Genomic DNA, 25,520 nt, shown 5'->3' with positions numbered 1-25,520 from the left:
GTGAAAGTAGTGGACAATTTAAAAAACATCGAAGAAAAAATAAATATAGCATGTGAAAATAGTGGAAGGGACCGTGAAGCGATAAAGTTGATCGCAGTGACGAAATATGTTTCGGTGGAGAGAGCGAATGAAGCATTGGAAGCGGGAATACTTGATTTGGGCGAAAACCGTGACGAAGGGCTATTGGCTAAATATGAAGTGCTGAAGGACAAGCCAAACTGGCATTATATTGGTTCCATGCAAACACGCAAAGTTAAGAATGTCATCGATAAAATTTCATATATCCATTCATTGGATCGCATTTCTTTGGCAGAAGAAATTCAAAAACGCGCTAATGAGCCGATAAACTGTTTAGTGCAGGTGAATGTATCTGGTGAGGAATCAAAACATGGTCTGAATCCAGAGGCGACTATTGATTTCATAAAAGGGTTATCTGCTTTTGATAAGGTGAATGTTGCAGGATTGATGACGATGGCTCCATTGACCGATGATGAACGGATTTTGCGGGAATGCTTCCGGAAACTGAAAGGCATCCAGGCTGAAATACAAGCTTTGGAGTTGAAGCATGCCCCCTGTACTGAATTGTCCATGGGTATGTCCAATGATTTCATGATTGCCATTGAGGAAGGCGCTACAATGATCCGGATTGGTACAGCACTTGTAGGCGAATAATTTTAAGGAGGTACGCTATAGATGTCGTTCGTATCAAAATTTAAATCTTATTTCGCGCTGGATGATGAGTATGAGTACAGGGAAGAAGTGGTGGAAGAAGAGGAGGCTGAACCAAAAGTCGTGAAGTCAGCTAAACAGCAGCAGTCCGCTTCTGCAGGGAATAATACCAATCAGAATATCGTAAGTTTGCAAAGCGTACAAAAATCTTCTAAAGTAGTATTATTGGAGCCGCGTGCTTATGCAGAAGCCCAGGAGGTAGCTGATCATTTGAAAAACAGGCGCGCAGTAGTCGTGAACCTTCAACGGATCCAGCATGACCAAGGAAAGCGAATCATCGATTTTCTAAGTGGGACTGTCTATGCAATCAGCGGGGATATCCAAAAAATCGGAACAGATATATTCTTATGTACCCCGGACAACGTCGATGTTTCCGGTAATATTACCGGCTTCGCCGCCGAAGAGGAGTACGAAGAAGCGAGGTGGTAATGGTTAATGGGTCTAGTGCTTCAGGGTTTATATTATTTAATTGAAATTTATTCAATGGCATTAATCGTTTACATATTGATGTCATGGTTCCCCAATGCAAGGGAGACATCAATCGGTCAGTTTTTGGAAAAAATTTGCGAACCGTATTTGGAACCGTTCAGAAAGTTCATTCCGCCACTTGGCATGATTGATCTTTCACCTCTTGTGGCCTTGCTGGTTCTTAATTTTGCCAGCGGTTATGGAATCTATTACTTACAGACATTAATTGGATGATCAACAATTAACCTGACATGCATATTACTACACAGTCGGAACATTTTCCGCTGTGTAGTTGCAACGCAGAATGAATTCAATCAATTCCAGATGATCGACCATTAATTTGATAACTAAGGAGCATTTATTCAATCATGAGTATTTATCAGCATTTCAGGCCGGAGGAAAAAGATTTTATCGACCAGGCCATGAATTGGATTGATCAGGTTAAACATTCCTACGCTCCGAAACTATCTGATTTTCTTGATCCGCGTCAGCAGGAAATCCTTACTTCCCTAATAGGGAATGATCCGGAAGCGAAACTGCAATTCAATGGCGGGAGCGATTTCGTAGAGCGAAAACGTGTGCTCATTTACCCTGATTATTACTCTCCTGAACCATCTGATTTCAATATCTCCTTATACGATATCTCCTATCCAAAAAAATTTGTAACGCTTGAACATAGGCAAATACTTGGAACCTTGATGTCACTAGGGGTAAAACGTGAAAAATTTGGTGATATAATAGTGACGGAAGAGGATATTCAATTTATAGCTGCCGAAGAGATGGATTCATATCTCACTGGAAATCTGGAGAAAATAGGTAACGCTTCCGTTTCCATCAAACGGCTTCCAATCGGGAATATCGTTCAAGTTAAGGAAAAATGGGAAGAGCAAGTAACCACCGTCAGTTCTCTTAGGCTTGACAGTGTACTATCGGCCGTCCTGAATTTGTCCCGTCAAAAAACCCAGTCCTTGATAACGTCAGGAAAAGTAAAGGTGAATTTCAAGCAAACGGAAAACGTCTCGGAAGAATGCCGTGAGGGTGACACACTTTCCATCAGAGGTTTTGGCAGATGTAAAATAGCTTCAATCGATGGGAAAACCAAGAAGGATAAGTGGAGAATCTCGTTAGGCAGACAAAAATAATTCAAGAAAAAGCAGGAATCATAAATTTATTGTCGAATATAGAGTTTTAACATACTAGAGTAGAAACCGTTCTGGAGGTGCCGTAATGCCCTTAACCCCGATAGATATACATAACAAGGAATTTAACAAAGTATTTCGAGGGTATGATGAAGATGAAGTAAATGAATTTCTCGACCAGGTCATTAAAGATTATGAACTGATTTTGAGGGAGAAGAAGGAACTTGAAGATAAACTGAACGAGACTTTTGATCGTTTGGGACATTTTACGACAATTGAGGGTACACTTAACAAGTCGATTATTGTCGCACAGGAAGCAGCCGAAGAATTAAGGCGCAATGCCCAAAAAGAAGCGAAACTGATCATAAAGGAAGCAGAGAAAAATGCTGACAGGATCGTAAATGAGTCACTTGTGAAAGCAAGGAAAATAGCGATGGATATTGAAGATTTGAAAAAGCAATCCAAAGTATTCCGGACACGTTTCAAAATGCTTGTCGGTGCACAGCTGGATTTGCTGGACAATGACGATTGGGATCATCTTCTGGATTATGAAGTGGATGCGACTGAAATAGAATTAAATGAGAGAGTGGAAGAGGAAATTTAAACGATTCCTTGACTTTGAACACTTTTTTCGCATATAATTTTTTAACAATACAATTCATTATGAAATTAGACGATGACAGGGAAAGTAAATTCTTCACACACTTATTTTTAGCGAACCGGGGATGGTGAAAGCCCGGAATAAGCGAAGAATTGAAGATCACCCTTGAGTTCTGAGTTGAACCTGCTTTTGCAGTAAGTAAATGAAGCGTTTCATTCACGTTACGAATGCTCGAGAGGTTGGATTCACTTTTGTGAATCTTTCTAGCCAGGGTGGTACCGCGGGAAGCAAAGCTTTCTCGTCCCTTTTTTAGGGATGAGAGGGCTTTTTATTTTGGCCGGATATCAAGTCATCGGTTCGAATGAATTTTTTAAAAGACGGATGGAGGATTTTATGATGGAATACAAAGATACCTTATTGATGCCTAAAACTGAATTTCCAATGCGGGGGAATTTGCCGAAGCGTGAACCGGAAATCCAAGAAAAATGGAAAGAAATGAACATCTATAAAAAAGTGCAAGAGCAAACGGAAGGACGTCCTTTATTCATTTTGCATGATGGACCTCCATATGCCAACGGCGATATCCACATGGGCCATGCAATGAATAAGGTTTTAAAGGATTTCATTGTCCGATTTAAATCGATGAGCGGTTTTCAAGCACCGTATGTACCTGGCTGGGATACACATGGGCTTCCAATCGAAACGGCATTGACGAAAAAAGGCGTGAAACGGAAAGAAATGAGCGTTGCCGAATTCAGAAAGCTTTGTGAAGAGTATGCTTATGGCCAGATTGACAATCAACGGGAGCAGTTTAAGAGAATAGGGGTCCGTGGTGATTGGGAAAATCCTTATATCACATTGAAGCCTGAATATGAAGCACAGCAAATCAAGGTATTCGGTGAAATGGCGAAAAAAGGCTACATTTATAAAGGGAAAAAACCTGTTTACTGGTCCCCTTCAAGTGAATCGGCGCTAGCCGAAGCTGAAATTGAATATCAAGACAAACGCTCTGCGTCGATCTATGTTGCTTTTGAAGTCACAGATGGCAAAGGTGTGATCGATGAAGGCGTCAAGATCATCATCTGGACGACAACTCCATGGACGATTCCAGCTAATCTTGGTATCTCATTGCATCCGCAATTAAATTATGTAGTAGTGGCTGTCGAAAATGAAAAATTCTTAATTGCTGAGGCACTGCTTGAATCGGTTACGGAAACATTAGGCTGGGAAAACCCGTCCATCCAAAAAACAGTAAAAGGGAGCGAGTTGGACCGTGCTGTTGCCAAACACCCTCTTTATGACCGTGAATCTTTAGTGATGTTAGGTGAGCACGTAACGACTGAAGCTGGAACGGGTTGTGTTCACACTGCGCCAGGCCATGGTGAAGACGACTTTATCATTGGGCAAAAATATGGCTTGGACGTACTTTGTCCTGTAGATGAAAAAGGGGTCATGACGGAAGAAGCAGGGGAATTTGCCGGATTATTTTATGATCAAGCGAATAAACCGATTACCGAAAAATTAACTGAAGCAGGCGCGTTATTGAACTTGACGTTCATCACACACTCTTATCCACATGACTGGCGGACGAAGAAGCCAACGATCTTCCGTGCAACAGCACAATGGTTCGCGTCAATCAAGGACTTCCGCAATGAACTTCTGGAAGCGATTGAAGAAACGAAATGGGTTCCTGCTTGGGGCGAAACGCGTCTATTCAATATGGTCCGTGACCGTGGGGATTGGTGTATTTCCCGCCAACGTGCTTGGGGCGTACCAATTCCAGTGTTTTATGCAGAAAATGGCGAGCCGATCATTACGGATGAAACCATCGACCATATTTCAAACCTATTCCGCGAACACGGTTCAAACATCTGGTTTGAGCGTGAAGCGAAAGATCTTCTGCCTGAAGGCTATGCACATGAAGGCAGCCCGAATGGTATCTTCACGAAAGAAACGGATATCATGGACGTATGGTTCGATTCCGGTTCTTCTCATCAAGCGGTACTTGAAGAAAGAGACGACTTGCAACGCCCTGCTGACCTTTATTTAGAAGGGTCCGATCAATATCGCGGCTGGTTTAACTCATCACTTTCAACAAGCGTTGCCGTTACAGGCAAAGCACCATATAAAGGTGTACTTAGCCACGGGTTCGCATTGGATGGCGAAGGCCGTAAAATGAGTAAGTCGATTGGGAACGTCGTACTTCCATCCAAGGTCATGAATCAACTTGGTGCAGATATCTTACGCCTTTGGGTAGCTTCGGTGGATTACCAATCGGATGTCAGGGTTTCCGATCCTATTTTAAAACAAGTTTCGGAAGTTTACCGCAAGATCCGTAATACATTCCGCTTCCTGTTAGGGAATTTGGATGGATTCAATCCTAAAACCGATAAAGTGGCTGTTCAAGAATTGCCTGAAGTCGATCGATTCATGCTGGTTAAATTAAATAAGCTGATCAAACAGTCGAAGTTAAGTTATGAAAATTATGAGTTTGCTACCATTTATAATATGGTCAATAATTTCTGTACACAGGATTTAAGTTCGTTCTACCTTGATTATGCAAAAGACATTCTTTATTGTGAAGCACCAAATGGGAAAGAGCGTATGGCCATTCAAACGGTCCTTTACGAATCATTGGTCAGCTTGACCAAATTGGTATCACCGATCCTCTCTCATACAGCTGATGAAGTATGGGCGTTCATTCCGGGTGTAACGGAAGAAAGCGTACAGTTGACATTGATGCCTGAAGAAATTTCCATTGAAGATGCTGAAGTCATTGAAGCAAAATGGACGGCGTTCATGGATGTCCGGGATAATGTTCTGAAAGCATTGGAAGAAGCCCGGAATCAAAAGGTCATCGGAAAATCACTGAATGCTAAAGTGACGGTATATGTTAATGAAGAAACGAAAAATCTGCTTGATGGCATCAAGGAAAGCTTTGAACAGCTATTCATCGTATCCGAATTTGAAATCGCTGGAGATGTGGCAAGTGCCCCAGCTGAAGCGGTTAAACTTGAGGATATAGCGATCCTTGTTACAAAAGCGGAAGGTGAAACGTGTGAACGTTGCTGGAATGTTTCGAAGGAAGTAGGTCAAGTGGAGGATCATCCAACACTTTGCCCGCGTTGTGCTACAGTTGTGAAAGAACATTACGTGAATCAATAATTCCTGCAAAAATGCCGGTCCCTATATGAAGGGCCGGCTTTTTTGTGTGAATGAAAGCTAAAACCCCAATCGTAGAATTTTGCCTTTATCCAATCTTCCCGATATTCTTAAGGAGCAGTTAGCGGACTTCTGTTTTTCGGATTAGTCATTATTTCTAGTTTATGCTACAATTCAAAAGTGAAGATTTGATTAGTTTGGGGGAAAAAATGTGTTTTATTATTTGATTGCCCTTTTGGTCATAGCTCTCGATCAGCTGACAAAATGGATGATTGTGAAAAAAATGGAGTACGGAGAAAGCATTGAAATTATTGAAAACCTTCTATATATCACCTCGCATCGTAATCGTGGGGCAGCATGGGGAATTCTACAAGGTCAAATGTGGTTTTTCTACATCATCACCATCGCTGTCATCATTGGACTTGTCTATTATATTCAGAAAATGGCGAAGGAAAGCATTTTACTTGGAGTTGCACTTGGTCTCATGCTAGGCGGTGCGATTGGTAATTTCATCGATCGTGTTGCTCGTCAGGAAGTAGTGGATTTCGTTCATACCTATATTTTCAGCTACAGTTTCCCGGTATTTAATGTTGCTGATGCTGCGCTTTCAATTGGTGTCGGACTGCTCATGATTCATATGTTTTTAGAAGAAAAAAACGCTAAGGAGAAAGATAATGGATAAAAGGTTATACAGCATCGATGAAACACTAAAAGGAGTTAGGATTGATAAGGCCCTTTCCACTTTGAATGAGGAATGGTCTCGCACTCAGGTCCAGCAATGGATCAAGGAAGATCATGTTTTGGTAAATGGCGCGGTTATTAAAACGAATTACAAAGCTGTTCCTGGCGATACAATCGAAGTGACGATTCCAGAACTTGAGGTATTGGATGCGGTAGCAGAGGAAATGGATTTGGATATCTATTATGAAGATGCAGATGTACTCGTGGTTAATAAACCGAGCGGTATGGTCGTCCATCCGGCACCGGGACATGTATCTGGCACGCTTGTAAATGGATTGATGGCTCACTGCAAGGATCTTTCTGGAATCAACGGTGTCATGCGTCCTGGAATCGTCCATCGGATCGACAAAGATACATCAGGTCTATTGATGGTTGCCAAAAATGATATGGCACATGAGAAACTGGTACAGCAGCTCGTTGACAAAACGGTTACCCGTAAGTATCAAGCTGTAGTTCATGGTGTGATCCCTCATGATTTCGGAACGATCGATGCACCGATCGGCCGCGATAAAAAAGATCGCCAAAGCATGACTGTCACAGATTCGAATGCCAAAAATGCCGTCACGCATTTCCGTGTCATCGAACGCTTCAAAGATTTCACTTTGGTGGAATGCCAGCTTGAAACGGGAAGGACACATCAAATCCGTGTTCATATGAAATACATTGGCTTCCCACTGGCGGGAGATCCGAAATATGGTCCGAAAAAGACCCTGAAATTGGATGGACAAGCGTTGCACGCCGGTCTTCTAGGTTTCATTCATCCACGTACTAATGAGTATATGGAATTCGAAGCTCCGATTCCGGAGGAGTTTGAAAATCTAATTAATCAATTACGTAGAAGTAAGGATTGACACATTCACTTTTTTGATATATTATAATAACAACTTAATAAGAACCTTTAACACAGTTCAGAGAGACTGAGAAGGAAACGGATACGCAAAGTGGGATAATTATGCCCACCGCGGTAAAATCCTCATGCCTTCTTGGCATGAGGATTTTTTTGTTGAAATGGACTTATCAGAAAAAAGAATCGGGGTGGCCGACGTGTTGAATGAGAAAGCCATAGTACTTGATGAGCAGGCCATTAGCAGAGCCTTGACGAGGATTGCCCATGAAATCATTGAGAAAAATAAGGGGATTGAGGATTGCGTCTTAATCGGGATACGTACACGCGGGATTTTCCTCGCTGACCGACTTGCGAAGCGCATCAATCAAATAGAAGGCAAGGAAATAGAGCTGGGTGAACTGGATATTACGCTTTATCGCGACGACCTTTCGAAAAAGAGCAATGATGGGGAACCCATCGTAAAAGGCTCTGACATTCCGGTCAATATCACTGACAAGAAAGTGATTTTAGTGGATGATGTTCTTTTCACAGGCAGAACCGTTAGAGCCGCAATGGATGCTCTGGTGGATTTGGGAAGACCTTCGCAGATCCAGCTTGCCGTATTAGTGGATAGGGGACATAGGGAATTGCCGATTCGCGCGGATTTCGTCGGTAAAAACGTTCCGACTTCACAATCTGAAAAAATTACAGTTACTTTAACAGAAGTAGATCAAGTAGATCAAGTTACTATATTAGAAAACTAAACACCATGAAAATTTCATATTACCCTTTTAAAGACAGTCCAGAGAGGCTGGCAAAGGGGAGTCAATCGGAAGAGCTGTGCCCTATGTATAGGCATTTACCTTCTGAGAAACCCTCTTTGTATATAGCAAAGAGGGTTTTTACAGTTTTGATGGAATTTTCATGAGGGGGATACGGAAATGGAAGAAACGAAAAGGGACATCGTACTGGATGTCGAGGACGTGCCAAAGGCTGGACAGTGGATTACGTTAAGCATCCAGCATTTGTTCGCCATGTTCGGTGCAACGGTGCTGGTGCCATTCCTGGTAGGTTTAAGCCCTGCGGTAGCACTGGTATCAAGCGGGTTGGGAACACTTTCATACTTACTGATAACGAAAGGTCAGATACCAGCTTATCTCGGTTCATCTTTCGCTTTCATTACGCCAATCATCGCGGCTAAGGCTTTGGGAGGTCCGGAAGCGGCCATGATCGGTTGTTTTGCGGCAGGGTTCATATATGGGATTGTAGCTTTGATCATCCAGAAAGTCGGTTTGCGCTGGTTAATGAATATACTTCCTCCGGTTGTGGTGGGACCGGTGATTATCGTAATCGGATTAAGCCTTGCCGGAACGGCAGTGGACATGGCAATGTATGATCCGCAAGATAAATACAGCGTCACTTATATAATTATAGCGCTGATCACTTTAGCGGTAACCATCATCTGCAACGTGTTCTTTAAGGGATTCATTAACTTGATCCCCATTTTAATGGGAATCATAGTGGGCTACGGCTGTTCGGCTGTAGCAGGAATAATAGATTATGAACCGATCAAGGCAGCAAAATGGTGGGAAATGCCTGAATTCATGTTTCCGTATGTAACATATACACCTACCTTCTCATGGGAAGTCATTGCCATCATAGTACCGGTTGCCATCGTAACTTTATCAGAACATATCGGACATCAGATGGTACTGAGCAAAGTAGTCGGCAGAAACTTTTTGGAAAAGCCAGGTTTGCATCGCTCGATTTTAGGAGACGGCGCAGGAATCATGATTGGGTCCTTCATCGGTGGGCCGCCGCTGACTTCGTATGGTGAAAATATTGGGGTCCTGACCATGACGAAGGCGTACAGTGTCTATATCATCGGAGGGGCAGCATTGTCTGCAATCATCTTTGGCTTTAACGGTAAGATTTCAGCAGTCATCAGCTCGATACCTACAGCTGTGATGGGCGGCATTTCCATCTTGCTCTTCGGTATCATCGCCTCAAGTGGATTGAGGATGCTGATTGATAATAAGGTAGACTTTGACAAAAAAAGAAACTTGATGATAGCTTCAGTCATCCTGGTGTTAGGAATCGGAGGAGCGTTCGTACAACTATCGGAAACGGTATCGCTTTCCGGAATGGCACTTTCAGCCATCGTCGGAATCCTTCTTAACTTGATTCTTCCTGACCGGGAAAAAATATCCGGAGATATATTTGGAAAATAAGATATTGCATCAAAACAATAGATCACCTTTTAAAAGAAGTCCAGAGAGGCTTAAAAGGGTGTTGCTGTAAAGATGAATGAGAACGGGGAAAAGTGTAAACCAATCCGTGTCCTCACAATCTTTATGACCTACACCCTGTCCTTAATGGCGGGGTGTTTTTTATGCCCCGCATCACAAATGTGAGAGGAGCAGGATCGATGAAAAAATTATTGACCATGAATGAATTGACAATAAGTGAAATTGAAGGGATTTTACATGAGGCAGAGTGTTTTGCCAACGGAGCCAGCTGGATTCCAAAGCAGCTGACCACAGTTGCCAATCTCTTCTTTGAACCAAGTACACGTACAAAATCAAGCTTTGAAATGGCTGAAAGAAAATTGGGACTTGAGGTCATTCCTTTTGATGCGGGTACATCATCCGTGTTAAAAGGCGAAACCTTATATGACACAGTTAAAACGTTAGAAGCGATAGGTGTAAATGCCTTGATCATCCGTCATGAACAGGATAATTATTTTGACGAATTGAATGAGAAGATCGGAATTCCAATAATCAATGCAGGGGATGGCTGCGGAAATCACCCAACCCAATCATTACTGGACTTATTGACGATTAAACAAGAGTTTAAAAGTTTCAAAGGTCTTAAGATTGCGATAATCGGTGATGTAAGGCATAGTCGGGTTGCAAAATCGAATGCAGAAGCACTGACTCGTTTAGGAGCGAATGTCGTATTTTCGGGCCCGCCTGAATGGTTTGACAGATCAAACAGTTTAGGAAGGTATGAAGACATCGATCATGCGGTAGCTACATCGGATGTGGTCATGCTGCTTAGAATACAGCATGAAAGGCATATTGATAAATACGATCAGGCAAATGGAGATTACCTGGAAAAATTCGGCCTGACCAAACAACGTGAAAAAAATATGAAACCGGATGCGATCATCATGCATCCTGCACCAATAAACCGCGGTGTTGAAATAGACAGTGATTTAGTCGAATGCAGCCGCTCGAGAATTTTTAAACAAATGGAAAATGGAGTATTCATTAGAATGGCCGTATTAAAAAATGTGCTTGAACAAACCGAAGGGGGAAACATCCATGAAAACAGTAATCAAAAATGGAGTATTGCTAGATAATCAAAATTCATTCAAAAAAGCGGACATTGAGATAGAAGGCAAGGTCATCACAAAGATCGGCGAGAACTTGGAGACGGAAAATTGTAACGTAGTTGACGCTGGAGGATTACTGATTACACCCGGGCTTGTTGACCTGCATGTCCATTTACGCGAACCGGGCGGCGAACATAAGGAAACAATCGCAAGCGGGACGCTTGCAGCGGCAAGAGGCGGTTTCACTACGGTAGCGGCGATGCCTAATACAAGGCCAGTTCCTGATACAGTGGAGAACCTAGAAGCGCTTAACAGGAAAATTGAAGAAACGGCTCATGTCAGGGTACTCCCATATGCATCCATCACGATTAGGGAAGCTGGCAAGGAGCTGACCGACTTTGCTTCACTAAAACAAACGGGTGCTTTCGCCTTTACGGACGATGGCGTAGGAATTCAAGAAGCCGGGATGATGCTGGAAGCGATGAAACGGGCAGCCGCTCAAGATATGGCCATTGTTGCTCATTGTGAAGACAATAGCTTAATCAATAAAGGCTCCGTCCATGAAGGAAGATTCTCAAAAGAACAGGGAATCAATGGGATTCCGTCGGTATGTGAAGCTGTACATATCGCCCGGGATATCCTTCTTGCCGAAGCGGCGGACTGCCATTATCACGTTTGCCATATTTCCACGAAGGAATCGGTAAGGACGGTAAGGGATGCCAAACGCGCCGGTATCCGTGTCACCGCCGAAGTTACGCCGCATCATTTATTATTGTGTGAAGATGATATACCGGGACTTGATACGAATTATAAAATGAACCCGCCATTAAGGGGCCGTGAAGATCGGGATGCGTTGATAGAAGGATTGCTTGACGGAACCATCGATTTTATAGCAACAGACCATGCCCCGCATGCGGCAGAGGAAAAGGCGCATGGAATGCAGCTGGCTCCTTTCGGAATAGTAGGATTGGAAACGGCCTTCCCGCTGCTTTACACCGAATTGGTTAAAAAGGGCATCATAACATTAAAGCAATTGATCGATTTCATGACAATCAAACCATCCGAAAGCTTCTCCCTTCCTTATGGAGAGCTAAAAGAAGGTGCTACTGCGGATATCGTACTCATCGATTTGGAAACGGAAAAAGAAATCAATGCTGAAGAGTTTGCTTCAAAAGGGAAAAATACACCTTTTAATGAAAAGAAATGTTATGGCTGGCCAGTCATGACGATTGCAGAAGGAAAAATAGCTTGGGAAAAAGGACGTGTTCAAGGATGAAAAGACAGCTAATTTTAGAAGATGGGACAGTATTCCTTGGGGAAGCATTCGGAGGGGACGTAGAAAAAATAGGTGAAGTCGTTTTTAACACAGGAATGACGGGTTACCAAGAGATTCTATCCGATCCATCGTATTGCGGTCAAATCGTTACACTTACGTATCCATTAATCGGGAACTACGGGATAAACCGCGATGACTTTGAATCCATCAATCCAGCGATAGCAGGATTCGTCGTTAAGGAAACAGCAGAACTTCCTTCCAACTGGCGAAACCAACTATCACTAGATGAATATCTGAAAATGAAGAACATACCTGGAATAAGCGGAATCGATACGAGAAAGCTGACAAGAATCATCAGGAAATCAGGTGCACTGAAAGGGGCGCTTTGCAATATCAATAAAGATGCAAATGAAGTGGTTTCCCAATTGAAGGCAACGGTGATTCCTTCTAATCAGGTAAAACAGGTTTCAACAAAAGCACCTTATTCCAGCCCGGGCAGAGGCCCGCGGGTCGTTCTTGTAGACTACGGCATGAAGCATGGGATTTTACGTGAGTTGACGAAGCGCGGCTGTGATGTCGTGGTTGTGCCTTATAACGTCACGGCCGAAGAAGTGATGCAATACCATCCGGATGGCGTAATGCTTTCAAACGGCCCTGGAGATCCGAAAAGTGTTCTTGAGACGCTCGAAATGATCCGTACAATCCAAACGCAAGTACCGTTATTCGGAATCTGTTTAGGACATCAATTATTCGCACTTGCAAACGGGGCGGATACGGCAAAATTAAAATTCGGCCATCGAGGTTCGAATCATCCGGTCAGGGACCTTCGTACCGGAAAGGTATCCATCACATCTCAAAATCATGGATATACAGTTGAAGAGCTTTCCATTGAAAGTACAGATCTTATTGTGACACATACAGCATTGAATGACGATACGATTGAAGGCCTGCGCCATAAAAAGTATCCGGCTTTCACCGTACAATATCACCCGGAAGCATCACCAGGTCCTGAAGATGCCAACTACTTATTCAATGAATTCTTACAAATGATTGAAGCTGCAACCAACAAGGGGGAAAAAACATGCCAAAACGCAATGATATAAAAAGCATCCTAGTAATTGGTTCCGGTCCGATCGTCATCGGACAGGCCGCCGAGTTCGATTATGCAGGAACCCAAGCGTGTATAGCCTTAAAAGAAGAAGGCTACCGAGTGATCCTGATTAACTCTAACCCTGCGACAATCATGACAGACACTGAAATGGCTGACGCGGTTTATATCGAACCGATCACATTGGAATTTGTCAGCAAAATCATTCGTAAAGAGCGCCCGGATGCACTGTTACCTACCTTGGGCGGACAGACTGGCTTGAACATGGCAGTTGAGCTTGCCGAATCAGGAATCCTGGAAGAATGCAATGTCCAAATTCTTGGGACCAAACTTTCGGCTATACAACAAGCGGAAGACCGTGACCTTTTCCGTACGCTAATGAACGATCTTGGGGAACCAGTGCCTGACAGCGACATTATTCATAACCTGGAAGAAGCTTATACATTCGTTGAACGAGTCGGCTACCCGGTCATTGTTCGTCCAGCCTTCACGCTTGGCGGAACAGGCGGTGGGATTTGTGATAACGAAGAGCAGCTTATCGAGATCGTTGAGGGTGGCCTGAAAAGCAGCCCGGTTCACCAATGTCTGCTTGAGAAGAGCATTGCCGGTTTCAAAGAAGTGGAATATGAAGTGATGCGTGATTCCAATGATAATGCAATAGTCGTTTGTAATATGGAAAACTTCGATCCTGTCGGTGTCCATACAGGCGATTCAATCGTTGCGGCACCAAGCCAAACATTAAGTGACAGAGAGTATCAAATGCTTCGAAATACGTCTTTGAAGATTATCCGCGCCTTGAAAATTGAAGGTGGATGTAATGTTCAGCTTGCGCTAGATCCAAACAGCTATCAATATTATGTCATTGAAGTGAACCCAAGGGTCAGCCGTTCTTCGGCACTTGCTTCAAAAGCGACTGGTTATCCAATTGCAAAGCTAGCAGCAAAGATAGCCGTTGGTTTGACGCTCGATGAAATGATGAACCCTGTCACTGGCAAAACCTATGCCAGCTTTGAACCGGCACTGGACTATGTCGTTACGAAAATTCCGCGCTGGCCTTTCGATAAGTTCGAAAGCGCCAACCGTAGGCTCGGTACCCAAATGAAAGCGACCGGAGAAGTCATGGCAATCGGCCGTACATTCGAGGAATCAATCTTAAAAGCTGTCCGTTCCCTTGAAGCGGGTATATTCCATCTTAATTTGAATGACGAGTTTGAGGATGGAAAGATAGAGAAACGGATCAGAAAAGCCGGAGATGAACGGTTATTCTATATCGGCGAAGCGTTAAGAAGGGGAAAAACGATCGAAACCATCCACGAATGGAGCCAGATCGATTTATTCTTCTTGCATAAGTTGAAAAAGATAATCGACTTTGAAAAGCAGCTTAAAGAACATTCTTTTGATTGTGAAGTATTGCAAAAGGCTAAAGAACTAGGGTTTTCTGACAAAACGATCGCGGAAATATGGGAAGTTCCCGAAATTGATGTCTATGAATACCGGAAACAGCAAGGAATCATCCCTGTTTACAAAATGGTTGATACATGTGCTGCCGAATTCGAATCGGAAACTCCGTATTTTTATGGGACATACGAAGATGAGAATGAATCCATCGTCACTGACAAGAAAAGTGTCATTGTTCTGGGATCAGGCCCAATTCGGATCGGGCAAGGAGTAGAGTTTGATTATGCGACCGTACACTCGGTATGGGCCATTAAGGAAGCGGGATATGAAGCGATCATCATCAACAACAATCCCGAAACAGTTTCGACGGATTTCAGTATCTCCGACAAACTTTATTTCGAACCATTGACTATTGAAGATGTCATGCATGTCATCGATTTGGAAAAACCGGAAGGGGTCATCGTCCAGTTTGGCGGACAGACAGCAATCAACCTTGCAGATGGTCTGGTTGAAAGAGGAGTGAAAATCCTAGGTACTTCACTTGAAGACCTGGATAGGGCGGAAAATCGCAATAAATTCGAAAAAGCACTTCAGGATTTAGGCATTCCTCAGCCAAAGGGTAAAACTGCAACATCGGTTGATGAAGCGATCGTCATCGCCGAAGATATCGGGTACCCGGTTTTAGTAAGGCCATCGTATGTCCTCGGAGGAAGAGCGATGGAAATCGTCTATAAACAAGAAGAATTGCTGCATTACATGAAAAATGCCGTGAAAATTAATCCGGATCACCCTGTCCTGATAGACCGCTACTTAACAGGTAAGGAAATCGAAGTGGATGGTATTTCCGATGGCGAAACGGTCGTTATCCCTGGGATCATGGAGCATATTGAGCGCGCCGGCGTCCATTCAGGTGACTCGATTGCAGTCTATCCGCCACAAAACTTAACGGAAAAACAAAAAGAAGTAATCATTGATTATACGACCCGGTTGGCAAAAGGCTTGAATATAATCGGTCTCTTGAACATCCAATATGTCATCAGCAATGAAGAAGTGTATGTGATTGAAGTAAATCCACGTTCCAGCCGAACTGTTCCATTCTTAAGTAAAATTACGAATGTGCCGATGGCTAACTTAGCCACGAAGGTCATCTTGGGCCACACACTTGAAAGCCAAGGTTACAAATCGGGGTTAGTGCCAGAACAAACGGGGGTCTATGTGAAAGTGCCGGTCTTCTCATTTGCGAAATTAAGAGGTGTGGACATTTCACTCGGACCTGAAATGAAATCGACTGGTGAAGTAATGGGGAAAGATACCACCCTTGAAAAAGCTTTATATAAAGGGCTGGTCGCTTCCGGTTTCAAGATCAAGGGGCATGGTTCGGTGTTATTGACGATATCGGATAAAGATAAGCAGGAAGCGCTGCTTTTAGCAAGGCGTTTCCATAATATCGGCTTCAAGCTGATAGCCACCAGCGGAACTGCTGCCCTATTGGAGCAATCAGGGATTCCGACTGCGATTGTCGGAAAAATTGGCGAAGAAGGTACAAACCTGCTGGATGTCATCCGGAACGGGGAAGCGCAATTTGTTATAAATACTTTGACAAAAGGTAAGCAGCCGGCACGGGATGGTTTCAGAATCCGACGTGAATCGGTTGAAAATGGAGTGACATGCCTAACATCACTTGATACGGCAGAAGCCATCTTAAGAGTGATAGAATCCATGACCTTCTCGGCAGAAGCAATGGGAAAAACGGAAAAAAGTCGTGAGGTGAGCTATATATGATCAAGAAGGAAAGAATGAAGGTGTTAAATCATAAGGAACTGGCCCCGTCCATCTTTGAACTTACCCTGCAAGGTGAATTGGTTTCAGAGATGAATCAACCAGGCCAGTTTGTCCAAGTCAAGACAACAGAAGGCACTGAGCCATTGTTAAGACGCCCGATTTCGATTTCTTCTTACAACAGGAGTGAAAAACAGTTCACGATGATATACAGGGCTGAAGGTAAAGGAACGACACTGTTATCGCAGCGTAAAGAGGCGGAAGCGGTCGATATCCTTGGACCCCTTGGCAACGGATTTCCCGTTCATGAGGCTAAACAGGGTGAAACGGCATTATTGGTTGGAGGCGGGATTGGTGTCCCGCCCCTGTATCAATTATCACAAATGTTGGTTGCGAAAGGTGTAACGGTAATCCATGTATTGGGCTTCCAGACCAAGTCAGCCATCTTTTACGAAAAAGAATTCAGTGAATTAGGTGATACTTATATTGCCACGGTGGATGGTTCATACGGGACAAAAGGATTTGTTACGACGGTAATAGACAATCTGGAGCAAGAGTTTGCAACGATCTTTTCATGCGGGCCTACACCAATGTTAAGAGCCTTGGAATCGGGCTATCGTGAGAAAAAGCTTTTCCTGTCCCTTGAGGAAAGGATGGGATGCGGCATCGGTGCATGCTTTGCTTGCGTGTGTCATACAGGGGATGACCCAACTGGTTTCAGTTATAAAAAGGTTTGCAGCGATGGACCCGTATTCCGGGCAGGAGAGGTGGTATTATGAGCAGGCTTTCAGTTGAATTACCAGGATTACACTTGAAAAACCCGGTCATGCCAGCATCTGGGTGCTTTGGATTCGGCCGTGAATACAGTCAATTTTTTGACTTGGATATTCTTGGGGCGATCATGATCAAAGCGACCACCCCTGAGCCGAGGTTCGGCAACCCGACTCCGCGTGTTGCGGAAACCTCTTCGGGAATGCTGAACGCCATCGGTCTGCAGAATCCAGGCTTGGAAAAGGTCATCAGTGAAGAGCTGGCCTGGCTAAGCAGGTATGATGTTCCCATCATTGCCAACGTTGCAGGTTCGCAAATAGAAGACTATGTAAAAGTTGCCAGTGAAATAAGCAAGGCGGGGAATGTGAAAGCACTTGAATTGAATATCTCTTGTCCGAATGTAAAAGAAGGAGGCATAGCTTTCGGTACGGTACCGGAAGTTGCCAAAGAGGTAACCAAGGCGGTAAAGGAAGTATCTTCCGTCCCAGTCTATGTGAAGCTTTCACCGAATGTCAGTAATATTGTGGATATGGCCAAAGCAGTTGAAGATGGCGGGGCCGACGGGTTGACAATGATAAATACATTAGTCGGCATGCGACTGGATTTAAAAACGGGCAAACCGATCCTTTCTAACAGAACGGGTGGATTATCTGGTCCTGCAATAAAACCTGTAGCGCTCCGGATGATTTATGAGGTTAGCCAGCAAGTTTCTATTCCAATAATCGGAATGGGCGGCATCGCTACTGCGGAAGACGTCATTGAATTTTTCTATGCGGGTGCCAGTGCTGTTGCAGTGGGAACCGCGAACTTCGTGGATCCCTTTGTATGCCCGACCATCATCGAAGAATTACCGAAATTGTTGGATGAGCTGGGATTTGACCATATTTCAGAATGTACCGGAAGGAGCTGGAAGCAAAATGAAACAGTCACTAATAATCGCTCTTGATTTCCCTGACCTCCTTCAAACGGAGACATTCCTAAAACAGTTCCATTCGGAAAAACTGGCTGTAAAAGTGGGGATGGAATTATTTTATCAGAATGGTCCATCAATCGTTTCTTTCGTAAAGGAGCAAGGCCACGATGTGTTTTTGGACTTGAAGCTTCATGATATTCCAAATACCGTTAAAATGGCCATGACCGGATTGGCAGCTTTAGGAGCTGACATGGTCAATGTACATGCGGCAGGTGGACAAAAGATGATGGAAGCAGCCATGGAAGGTCTGGATAAGGGTACGTCCGCTGGTAAAAAACGTCCATTATGCATTGGGGTTACCCAACTGACGAGTACGTCACAAGAACAAATGAATGCTGAGCAAAACATTGCCGGGTCTCTGGAAGATTCGGTCCTCCATTATGCAAAACTTACTAGACAGGCAGGATTGGATGGCGTCGTCTGTTCTACCCATGAAGTAAAGAACATACATGAACGCATCGGTCATGAATTCTTGACCGTCACACCTGGAATCCGAAGTGCAGGTGGACAGACGCATGATCAAAAGAGAATTGCCACGCCTGAACAAGCTAGGGATTTTGGAGCGGATGCCATCGTTGTAGGGAGAGCCATAACGGGGGCGGCAGATCCATTAAGGGCGTATTTGGATATGAAAGCAGCTTGGGAGGGAATATCATGTTAAATAATAAGATAGCGGAACATCTATTGGAAATAAAAGCAGTGTACCTACAGCCGAATGACCCCTTTACTTGGGCATCTGGAATTAAATCACCCATTTATTGTGATAATCGCTTGACCCTTTCATACCCAGAGGTTCGCAATGAAATAGCGGAAGGATTGAAAGGTTTGATTGAACAGCATTTCCCTGAGGCTGAACTGATTGCAGGCACAGCAACTGCCGGCATTCCGCATGCAGCTTGGGTGAGTGAAAAATTAAATGCACCGATGTGCTATGTTCGATCCAAAGCCAAGGAGCACGGTAAGGGCAATCAAATCGAAGGCCGCGCAGTTCAAGGACAAAAAGTGGTCGTTGTAGAAGACTTGATTTCAACCGGCGGAAGTGTGATTACTGCTGTTAACGCGCTGAAAGAGGCTGGATGTGATGTTCTAGGAGTCGTTTCGATCTTTACTTACGAATTGGAAAAGGGAAAAGAAAAATTCGAAGCAGAGGGCATTATTAACCATTCGTTGAGTGACTACTCTACTTTGATAAAAGTCGCTAATGATAAAGGGTACATCACGGCAGAAGAATTGGAAAAGCTAAAAAAATGGCGGGAGAATCCGGCTGATACAGCTTGGATTTCGGCATGAAAATAGAGGGGGCCCAATCACTCAGGACTGGGCCCCCTCTATTTTTTTACTCCTTTACCTCTTCCTTTAAGCGTATGACAGTATCGGCATCCGGTGTAATATAAACGGTCTGCTGCTGGTCATAGATTACGAACCCGGGCTTGGAACCATTCGGTTTCTTAACATGGCGAACCTGTGTGAAATCAACGGGCACTGAACTCGATTGCTTTGCTTTACTGAAGAAGGCTGCTAATATGGCGGCCTCTTTTATCGTTTTTTCACTTGGCGATTCATTTCGAATCACAACATGTGAGCCGGGTATATCTTTTGTATGAAGCCATATTTCATCCCGGCGTGCAAACTTGTTCGTTAAATAATCATTTTGTTTATTATTTTTCCCGACAAAAATGAGATCTCCATCCGTAGCATAATATGTTTCAAGCTGCGGTTTTGCATTTGCAGGCTTTTTCATGCCTTTTTTCTTTTTTTGCCTAATGTAACCTTCTTCCTGAAGTTCTTCCCGAATCTCCTCTATATCCCTGGGTGACGCTGATTGGAGCTGCTGATGCAAGGCTTCGAAGTAGGCCAATTCCAATTTTGTCTTTTCGATTTGTTCTTGGACGACTCCGACTGCATTTTTGGACTTTTGGTATCTTGAGAAGTACTTTTGTGCATTATCTGACGGATTTTTTAATGGGTCAAGCGGGATGGTGATCATACTTTGTTCTTCATCATAATAATTGACGACTTCTATTTCCTTCATGCCTTTTTTCATTTGATATAGATTAGCTGTAAGCAGCTCACCGAACAACTGATACTGTTCACCGCGTTCCGTATCTTTCAATGTACGTTCGAGCTTGCCGATTTTTTTTGAGTTCTTTTCGATTTCATTAGTAATGAAACGTTCTACATCCTGGCTCTTTTGCTTAACCCGATCTCTTTCTGCCTTTCCGAAGTAATAGCGGTCGAGCATCTCGCTCAATGAAGAAAACGTACGTTGATTCCCAGACAGATGCTCTAGTGAAAGCATATAAAAAACTTCTTTATTTCCATCTTGTTTGATCGTGGCAGCATATTTCCGTTCCGAGATTTCCTGGATAATCTTTAAAAAGGCTGTTGGAAGGGTCGTGCTGTTGGCAAGTCCGGCCCGGTAGACGGCCTCCTTTGCAACTAATGGTGAAACCCCTGAAAAATGGGCAACAAGCTGTCGATCCAGCTTTCCTGCATTGAAGTCAATATTCTTCCTGATATCGTCCTCGGTAGCCTTGAAGGGATCATTCTTTTCCTGTGCGGGTGGAGCCTTATACTCGTGGCCGGGCAATATCGCCCGATAACTATTGACGGCATGTGAAACATGCTTAATGCTGTCCAAAATCATATTTCGTTCTTTATCTACTAAAACAATGTTGCTGTGTCGCCCCATGATTTCGATGATTAACTGCTTTTGAGAGACATCGCCAAGCTCATTACGGCCCTTCACTTCAAAAATGATCATCCTATCAAGTTCATATTGATAAATGTTTTCTATCGTATAGCCTTCGAGGTGCTTCCTAAGAAGCATGCAGAACATGGGTGCCTCTTTGGGATTTTCATAACTTTCTTCGGTCATTTGCACCCTCGAATAACTTGGATGGGCTGATAATAAGAGCTTATGGTTCTTACCTCCAGCACGAACAACCAGTATTACTTCATTTTTATAAGGCTGATGTACCTTATTGATTCGTCCACCTTCTAATAAAGAAGCGATTTCTTCCGTCATCGCTTTCGTAAATAATCCATCAAATGACATTCTATTTTTACTTCCTTTACATAAGATTTTCTAAGAACTCATTTTTGCCGGGCGTTATAAATGCATCACGTCTGCCCATTTTAGTAAATCACAATTTTTTTAGCCAACTGGGTGAAAGCAGCAGTTCAGGTACAGTGAATGGATGTATTTTTATTTCCAGATAGTGAATACAAAAATTGGTCCATTCATCATGGTTACAGTTCGTTCATTAAAAATTATCCGGATCGTTCTTCTTTCCGCAATTCTGTTTAATTATAGCATTATTTTGGACGAGTCTGAATAATCATGGAAGAAGAGCAGGTTGTTTTATGTATCGGTAAGCAGGCAGGTGTTGGAAGAGTAAAGCAAAAAGCGCCTGTTGAGATGTATACAGGAGCCTATTTCATTCTATTCAAAGGGATGTGTGATACTTGATGGAGTTCAGGGAAATGAATAATCAAGAAATGGAGAAAGCGCTTCAAACAAACGTTACACACGGTTTGGACGATGATGTAGTAAAGGACAGGCTGCGAAAGAATGGTTTTAACGAATTGAAGGAAGGAGAAAAACAGTCAGCCATTCTTTTATTTTTCGCCCAATTCAAAGATTTCATGGTCATTGTTTTACTTGCCGCGACATTGGTTTCGGGGATATTGGGTGAATATATCGATGCGATTGCCATCATGGCGATTGTTTTTTTGAATGGATTACTTGGTTTTTTCCAAGAACGGAAGGCAGAAAAATCCTTGGATGCCTTAAAGGAAATGGCTGCACCGCAAGTTAACGTGCTTCGAGATGGCCAGTGGATGAAAATCCCATCGAGAGAAGTGGTTGTTGGGGATATCCTGAAGTTTTCGAGCGGTGACCGTATTGGTGCCGATTTACGGATCATCGACCATTCAAGCCTTGAAATAGAAGAGTCGGCACTTACCGGCGAGTCACTCCCGGCCGTTAAATGTTCTGATCCATTGATGAATGAGGTTGAAGGTATCGGTGATCAGGAAAATATGGCGTTTATGGGAACGATGGTGACAAGAGGGAATGGAGTCGGAATCGTGATCGCTACTGGAATGAATACGGCGATGGGAAAGATTGCGGATCTCCTGCAGACTGCGGAAACAAAAGAAACACCGCTTCAACGGAGGTTGGAGCAGCTAGGTAAAATTTTGATCGTCACGGCCTTAATATTAACTGTAATCGTAGTCCTGACTGGTGTCATTCAAGGACATGACCTTTATACGATGTTTTTGGCCGGGGTATCTCTGGCTGTTGCGGCGATTCCTGAAGGCTTGCCGGCCATTGTGACCGTAGCCTTGTCTTTAGGTGTTCAGCGTATGATCAAACAAAAAGCGATTGTCCGTAAGCTGCCTGCCGTAGAAACGCTTGGCTGTGCAACAGTGATTTGCTCAGATAAAACAGGTACACTGACACAAAACAAAATGACGGTGACGAAGGTTTGGAGTGGAGGGAAAACTTGGGATGTCGGCGGTACTGGTTACAATCCGGTCGGAGAATTTTCTTTAGATGGAGTTTCAGTTGCCCCGAAAAACCATAATGCCTTGCTTCAAATAATTACATTCGGCATGCTCTGTAATAAAGCTGAGTTAAAGGAAAATGGTAAACAATATATTCTAGACGGAGATCCGACAGAAGGGGCGATGTTGGTCGCGGCAATGAAAGCTGGATTGACGAGGGAACACCTATCTAAGAGGTTTACGATAGTAAAGGAGTTTCCATTTGACTCGAGCCGCAAAATGATGAGTGTCATAGTGAAGGATGATAAAGAGAATCATTTCGTTATCGTAAAAGGTGCCCCGGACGTATTGATTGCCCAGTCCGACACGATTCTTTGGGAAGGAAGGTCGGAAATATTAAATCGGGAGAGCAAGGAAAGGGTGCAACATGACATGAATGGGCTTGCTTCGCAGGCACTTAGAATGATTGCAGTAGGTTATAAACCTCTTTCAAAAGGAACGATTTTGCTGCATGAAACCGAAGCTGAGCGTAATTTGACCTTCATGGGACTTCAGGGCATGATCGATCCCCCGCGTCCGGAGGTGAAACAGGCAGTTAAGGAATGCAGGGACGCCGGGATCAAAACTGTCATGATTACAGGCGACCATGTGATAACTGCAAAGGCAATTGCTAAAGAGCTTGGAATTTTAAAAGGAAAAGACCGTGTACTTGAAGGACGGCAATTGGCGGACATGGAAGTCGGGGAACTTGAGGAAGTTGTTGAAACTGTTTCGGTATTTGCCCGAGTTTCCCCGGAACATAAGTTAAAAATCGTAAAAGCCTTGCAAAATAAAGGACATGTCGTTGCAATGACAGGGGATGGTGTCAATGATGCCCCGGCGATAAAATCAGCGGATATTGGTATATCCATGGGCATCACGGGGACTGATGTTGCTAAAGAAGCTTCTTCCTTAATATTGGTTGACGATAACTTTGCCACAATAAAATCGGCCATTAAAGAAGGCAGGAATATTTACGAAAACATCAGGAAGTTCATCCGTTACCTGCTTGCCTCCAATGTTGGGGAGATTTTGGTCATGTTTTTTGCGATGCTATGTGCCTTGCCATTACCATTGATACCAATCCAGATCTTATTCGTGAACCTTGTAACCGACGGACTGCCCGCGATGGCATTGGGCCTGGATGCTGCAGAAGAAGATGTAATGAAAAGAAATCCAAGAAATGCCAATGAAGGTGTTTTTGGAAGGGGGCTTGGCTGGAAGATCATCTCACGCGGTTTTCTGATAGGGGTTTCCACATTGATCGCATTTTATGTTGTATATCGTGCAAATCCGGATAATCTTGCTTATGCACAAACGATTGCTTTCGCTACCTTGGTCTTGGCTCAGCTTATACATGTATTCGATTGCCGAAGTGAACGTTCGATCTTCTCGAGAAATCCATTCGGTAACCTTTATCTAGTGGGGGCAGTGCTATCCTCCCTATTATTGATGGTAGCCGTCATGTATGTACAGCCTTTACAAACCATCTTTCATACAGTACCGATTTCGGGAAGGGATTGGCTATTAGTAATAGGAATGGCATCCATACCAACTTTTTTACTGGCTGGAACCTTTTTAGCAAGAAAAGCACAGTGATATATGGTATAATCTTTAAGGTGGTAGAGTCTTGCTCTATTGCCTTTTTATTTTTATGGTATTTTATTTGTAAGCTAATGTTTCCGTACTTTAGCTAATATATAATGAATGTCAAAAGGCCAAATTACTACATTATGTTTTGATAGGATGTGGAACCATGGTTACCAGTATGACGGGCTATGGAAGAGAAGAAGCGGAAAACGAACAGGTCAGGGTTTTTGCTGAAATCAAGACCGTTAACCATCGTTTTTGTGAATATACGATTCGAATGCCGCGCCAGCTTTTGGTTTTGGAAGAAAAGGTGAAAAAGAAGGCGAATCAATACATAAGAAGGGGACGGGTGGAAATCTTCATTACAGTGGAAGGTGAGAGCCTGGTTTCCAAAAAGGTGAAGATCGATTGGGATCTTGCTGATCAATATGTGGGATTGATGGATGAAGTCAAGGGAAAATACAATCTGGAAAGTTCAATTACATTACAGGATATGCTGCAACTTGAATCGATTTTCATGACGGAAGAAGTACCTGCGGTTCCTGCCGATTTGGAATCCCTTTTAATGAAGGCCGTCACGGGGGCATTGGAAAATCTGAAAAAAATGCGGGATCTCGAAGGTCAGGAACTTGCCTCGGACATGAAACGCCAGCTTGAAAAGTTTGGTGAGATTGTAGCAGGAGTCAAAATGCATGCACCTTCAGTCGTCGAAAAATATAAAGCCCGATTGGAAATCAAACTGGCCGAGTTGACTGATGGTTTGATTGAAGATAGCCGTATTGTGACAGAAGCGGCCATTTTTGCAGATAAATGTGATATAAATGAAGAACTGACCAGACTCGATAGCCATTTACAGCAATTCTCAAGGACCCTTACCCATAGTGAACCAATTGGAAGGAAACTTGACTTCCTTGTCCAGGAAATGAATAGGGAAGTCAATACGATTGGATCAAAGGCAAATGATTCGGCCATTACGAAAGATGTGGTGGAAATGAAAAGTTTGCTTGAAAAATTAAAGGAACAGGTTCAAAATATCGAGTAGTCGGTTTATGATGAACCTAACAAGGTGAC

The 25,520-nt window shown here is 43.5% G+C and carries 22 protein-coding genes and 1 other annotated feature; of the genes, 21 read left to right on the top strand and 1 reads right to left on the bottom strand.

What is annotated here, in order from left to right; genetic code table 11:
- From OTG27_RS08705 to pyrE, 18 genes are all read left to right on the top strand, one after another.
- Window positions 1-672, top strand: coding sequence for a YggS family pyridoxal phosphate-dependent enzyme (locus OTG27_RS08705; RefSeq protein WP_098184672.1), 672 nt, complete (start codon window positions 1-3; stop codon window positions 670-672).
- 21 nt (window positions 673-693) lie between these two features.
- On the top strand, window positions 694-1,158 hold the full coding sequence (locus OTG27_RS08700; protein ID WP_057278438.1) for a cell division protein SepF: 465 nt from the start codon (window positions 694-696) through the stop codon (window positions 1,156-1,158).
- A 6-nt stretch (window positions 1,159-1,164) separates the two neighbouring features.
- Window positions 1,165-1,431 carry a YggT family protein gene (locus tag OTG27_RS08695; RefSeq protein WP_034313862.1) on the top strand — a complete coding sequence of 89 codons (267 nt, stop codon included), beginning with the start codon at window positions 1,165-1,167 and terminating at the stop codon, window positions 1,429-1,431.
- Between the two features lie 134 nt (window positions 1,432-1,565).
- Window positions 1,566-2,339 carry a YlmH family RNA-binding protein gene (locus OTG27_RS08690; protein WP_057278437.1) on the top strand — a complete coding sequence of 258 codons (774 nt, stop codon included), beginning with the start codon at window positions 1,566-1,568 and terminating at the stop codon, window positions 2,337-2,339.
- An 85-nt stretch (window positions 2,340-2,424) separates the two neighbouring features.
- A complete protein-coding gene (locus OTG27_RS08685; RefSeq protein WP_034313857.1) occupies window positions 2,425-2,940 on the top strand; it encodes a DivIVA domain-containing protein in 516 nt (171 codons plus the stop codon).
- Window positions 2,941-3,003: 63 nt separating this feature from the next.
- Window positions 3,004-3,246: a binding site (T-box leader), on the top strand.
- A gap of 87 nt (window positions 3,247-3,333) precedes the next feature.
- A complete protein-coding gene (gene ileS, locus OTG27_RS08680; protein ID WP_063577797.1) occupies window positions 3,334-6,102 on the top strand; it encodes an isoleucine--tRNA ligase in 2,769 nt (922 codons plus the stop codon).
- Between the two features lie 208 nt (window positions 6,103-6,310).
- Window positions 6,311-6,781: a signal peptidase II gene (gene lspA / locus OTG27_RS08675; RefSeq protein WP_268936720.1), complete on the top strand. Its 471-nt coding sequence runs from the start codon at window positions 6,311-6,313 to the stop codon at window positions 6,779-6,781.
- The gene (locus OTG27_RS08670) at window positions 6,774-7,691 is read left to right on the top strand and encodes an RluA family pseudouridine synthase (protein ID WP_063576908.1); all 918 of its coding nucleotides are present in this window, start codon (window positions 6,774-6,776) and stop codon (window positions 7,689-7,691) included. The genes lspA and OTG27_RS08670 overlap by 8 nt, the downstream gene beginning before the upstream one ends.
- A gap of 157 nt (window positions 7,692-7,848) precedes the next feature.
- Window positions 7,849-8,430 carry a bifunctional pyr operon transcriptional regulator/uracil phosphoribosyltransferase PyrR gene (gene pyrR / locus OTG27_RS08665; protein ID WP_057278480.1) on the top strand — a complete coding sequence of 194 codons (582 nt, stop codon included), beginning with the start codon at window positions 7,849-7,851 and terminating at the stop codon, window positions 8,428-8,430.
- A 177-nt stretch (window positions 8,431-8,607) separates the two neighbouring features.
- Window positions 8,608-9,897 carry a solute carrier family 23 protein gene (locus tag OTG27_RS08660; protein ID WP_268936719.1) on the top strand — a complete coding sequence of 430 codons (1,290 nt, stop codon included), beginning with the start codon at window positions 8,608-8,610 and terminating at the stop codon, window positions 9,895-9,897.
- A gap of 197 nt (window positions 9,898-10,094) precedes the next feature.
- Window positions 10,095-11,030: an aspartate carbamoyltransferase catalytic subunit gene (locus OTG27_RS08655; RefSeq protein WP_098865193.1), complete on the top strand. Its 936-nt coding sequence runs from the start codon at window positions 10,095-10,097 to the stop codon at window positions 11,028-11,030.
- Entirely contained in the window at window positions 10,993-12,279 is a 1,287-nt protein-coding gene (locus OTG27_RS08650; RefSeq protein WP_268936718.1) for a dihydroorotase, read from the top strand. The genes OTG27_RS08655 and OTG27_RS08650 overlap by 38 nt, the downstream gene beginning before the upstream one ends.
- On the top strand, window positions 12,276-13,382 hold the full coding sequence (locus OTG27_RS08645; protein ID WP_057278432.1) for a carbamoyl phosphate synthase small subunit: 1,107 nt from the start codon (window positions 12,276-12,278) through the stop codon (window positions 13,380-13,382). The genes OTG27_RS08650 and OTG27_RS08645 overlap by 4 nt, the downstream gene beginning before the upstream one ends.
- The gene (gene carB, locus OTG27_RS08640) at window positions 13,361-16,567 is read left to right on the top strand and encodes a carbamoyl-phosphate synthase large subunit (protein WP_268936717.1); all 3,207 of its coding nucleotides are present in this window, start codon (window positions 13,361-13,363) and stop codon (window positions 16,565-16,567) included. Before OTG27_RS08645 ends, carB begins: the two co-directional genes overlap by 22 nt.
- Window positions 16,564-17,343, top strand: coding sequence for a dihydroorotate dehydrogenase electron transfer subunit (locus tag OTG27_RS08635; protein WP_034313832.1), 780 nt, complete (start codon window positions 16,564-16,566; stop codon window positions 17,341-17,343). Before carB ends, OTG27_RS08635 begins: the two co-directional genes overlap by 4 nt.
- A complete protein-coding gene (locus OTG27_RS08630) occupies window positions 17,340-18,281 on the top strand; it encodes a dihydroorotate dehydrogenase (protein WP_034313828.1) in 942 nt (313 codons plus the stop codon). Before OTG27_RS08635 ends, OTG27_RS08630 begins: the two co-directional genes overlap by 4 nt.
- Complete coding sequence (gene pyrF, locus OTG27_RS08625; protein WP_054396936.1) at window positions 18,253-18,969, top strand: orotidine-5'-phosphate decarboxylase; 717 nt, start codon at window positions 18,253-18,255, stop codon at window positions 18,967-18,969. Before OTG27_RS08630 ends, pyrF begins: the two co-directional genes overlap by 29 nt.
- Window positions 18,963-19,598, top strand: a complete 636-nt coding sequence (gene pyrE / locus OTG27_RS08620; RefSeq protein ID WP_268936716.1) for an orotate phosphoribosyltransferase — start codon at window positions 18,963-18,965, stop codon at window positions 19,596-19,598. The genes pyrF and pyrE overlap by 7 nt, the downstream gene beginning before the upstream one ends.
- A gap of 46 nt (window positions 19,599-19,644) precedes the next feature.
- Here the strand turns inward: pyrE and OTG27_RS08615 are convergent, their stop codons facing one another.
- Window positions 19,645-21,366 (bottom strand): Rqc2 family fibronectin-binding protein, encoded by a 1,722-nt coding sequence (locus OTG27_RS08615; RefSeq protein WP_268936715.1) that lies wholly within the window; start codon window positions 21,364-21,366, stop codon window positions 19,645-19,647.
- A gap of 285 nt (window positions 21,367-21,651) precedes the next feature.
- Between OTG27_RS08615 and OTG27_RS08610 the strand changes: the two genes are divergently transcribed.
- The 3 genes from OTG27_RS08610 (at window position 21,652) to OTG27_RS08600 (ending at window position 25,491) form a co-directional block, all read left to right on the top strand.
- On the top strand, window positions 21,652-21,780 hold the full coding sequence (locus OTG27_RS08610; protein WP_262869245.1) for a hypothetical protein: 129 nt from the start codon (window positions 21,652-21,654) through the stop codon (window positions 21,778-21,780).
- Window positions 21,780-24,458: a calcium-translocating P-type ATPase, SERCA-type gene (locus OTG27_RS08605; protein ID WP_268936824.1), complete on the top strand. Its 2,679-nt coding sequence runs from the start codon at window positions 21,780-21,782 to the stop codon at window positions 24,456-24,458. The genes OTG27_RS08610 and OTG27_RS08605 overlap by 1 nt, the downstream gene beginning before the upstream one ends.
- A gap of 157 nt (window positions 24,459-24,615) precedes the next feature.
- Window positions 24,616-25,491 (top strand): YicC/YloC family endoribonuclease, encoded by an 876-nt coding sequence (locus tag OTG27_RS08600; protein ID WP_057278429.1) that lies wholly within the window; start codon window positions 24,616-24,618, stop codon window positions 25,489-25,491.
- The last annotated feature ends 29 nt before the right edge of the window (window positions 25,492-25,520 follow it).

It is taken from the genome of Peribacillus sp. AS_2 (genome assembly GCF_026891895.1).
GTDB classification, from domain to species: Bacteria; Bacillota; Bacilli; order Bacillales; family DSM-1321; genus Peribacillus; species Peribacillus frigoritolerans.
This window is presented reverse-complemented; position numbering and strand designations above follow the sequence as displayed.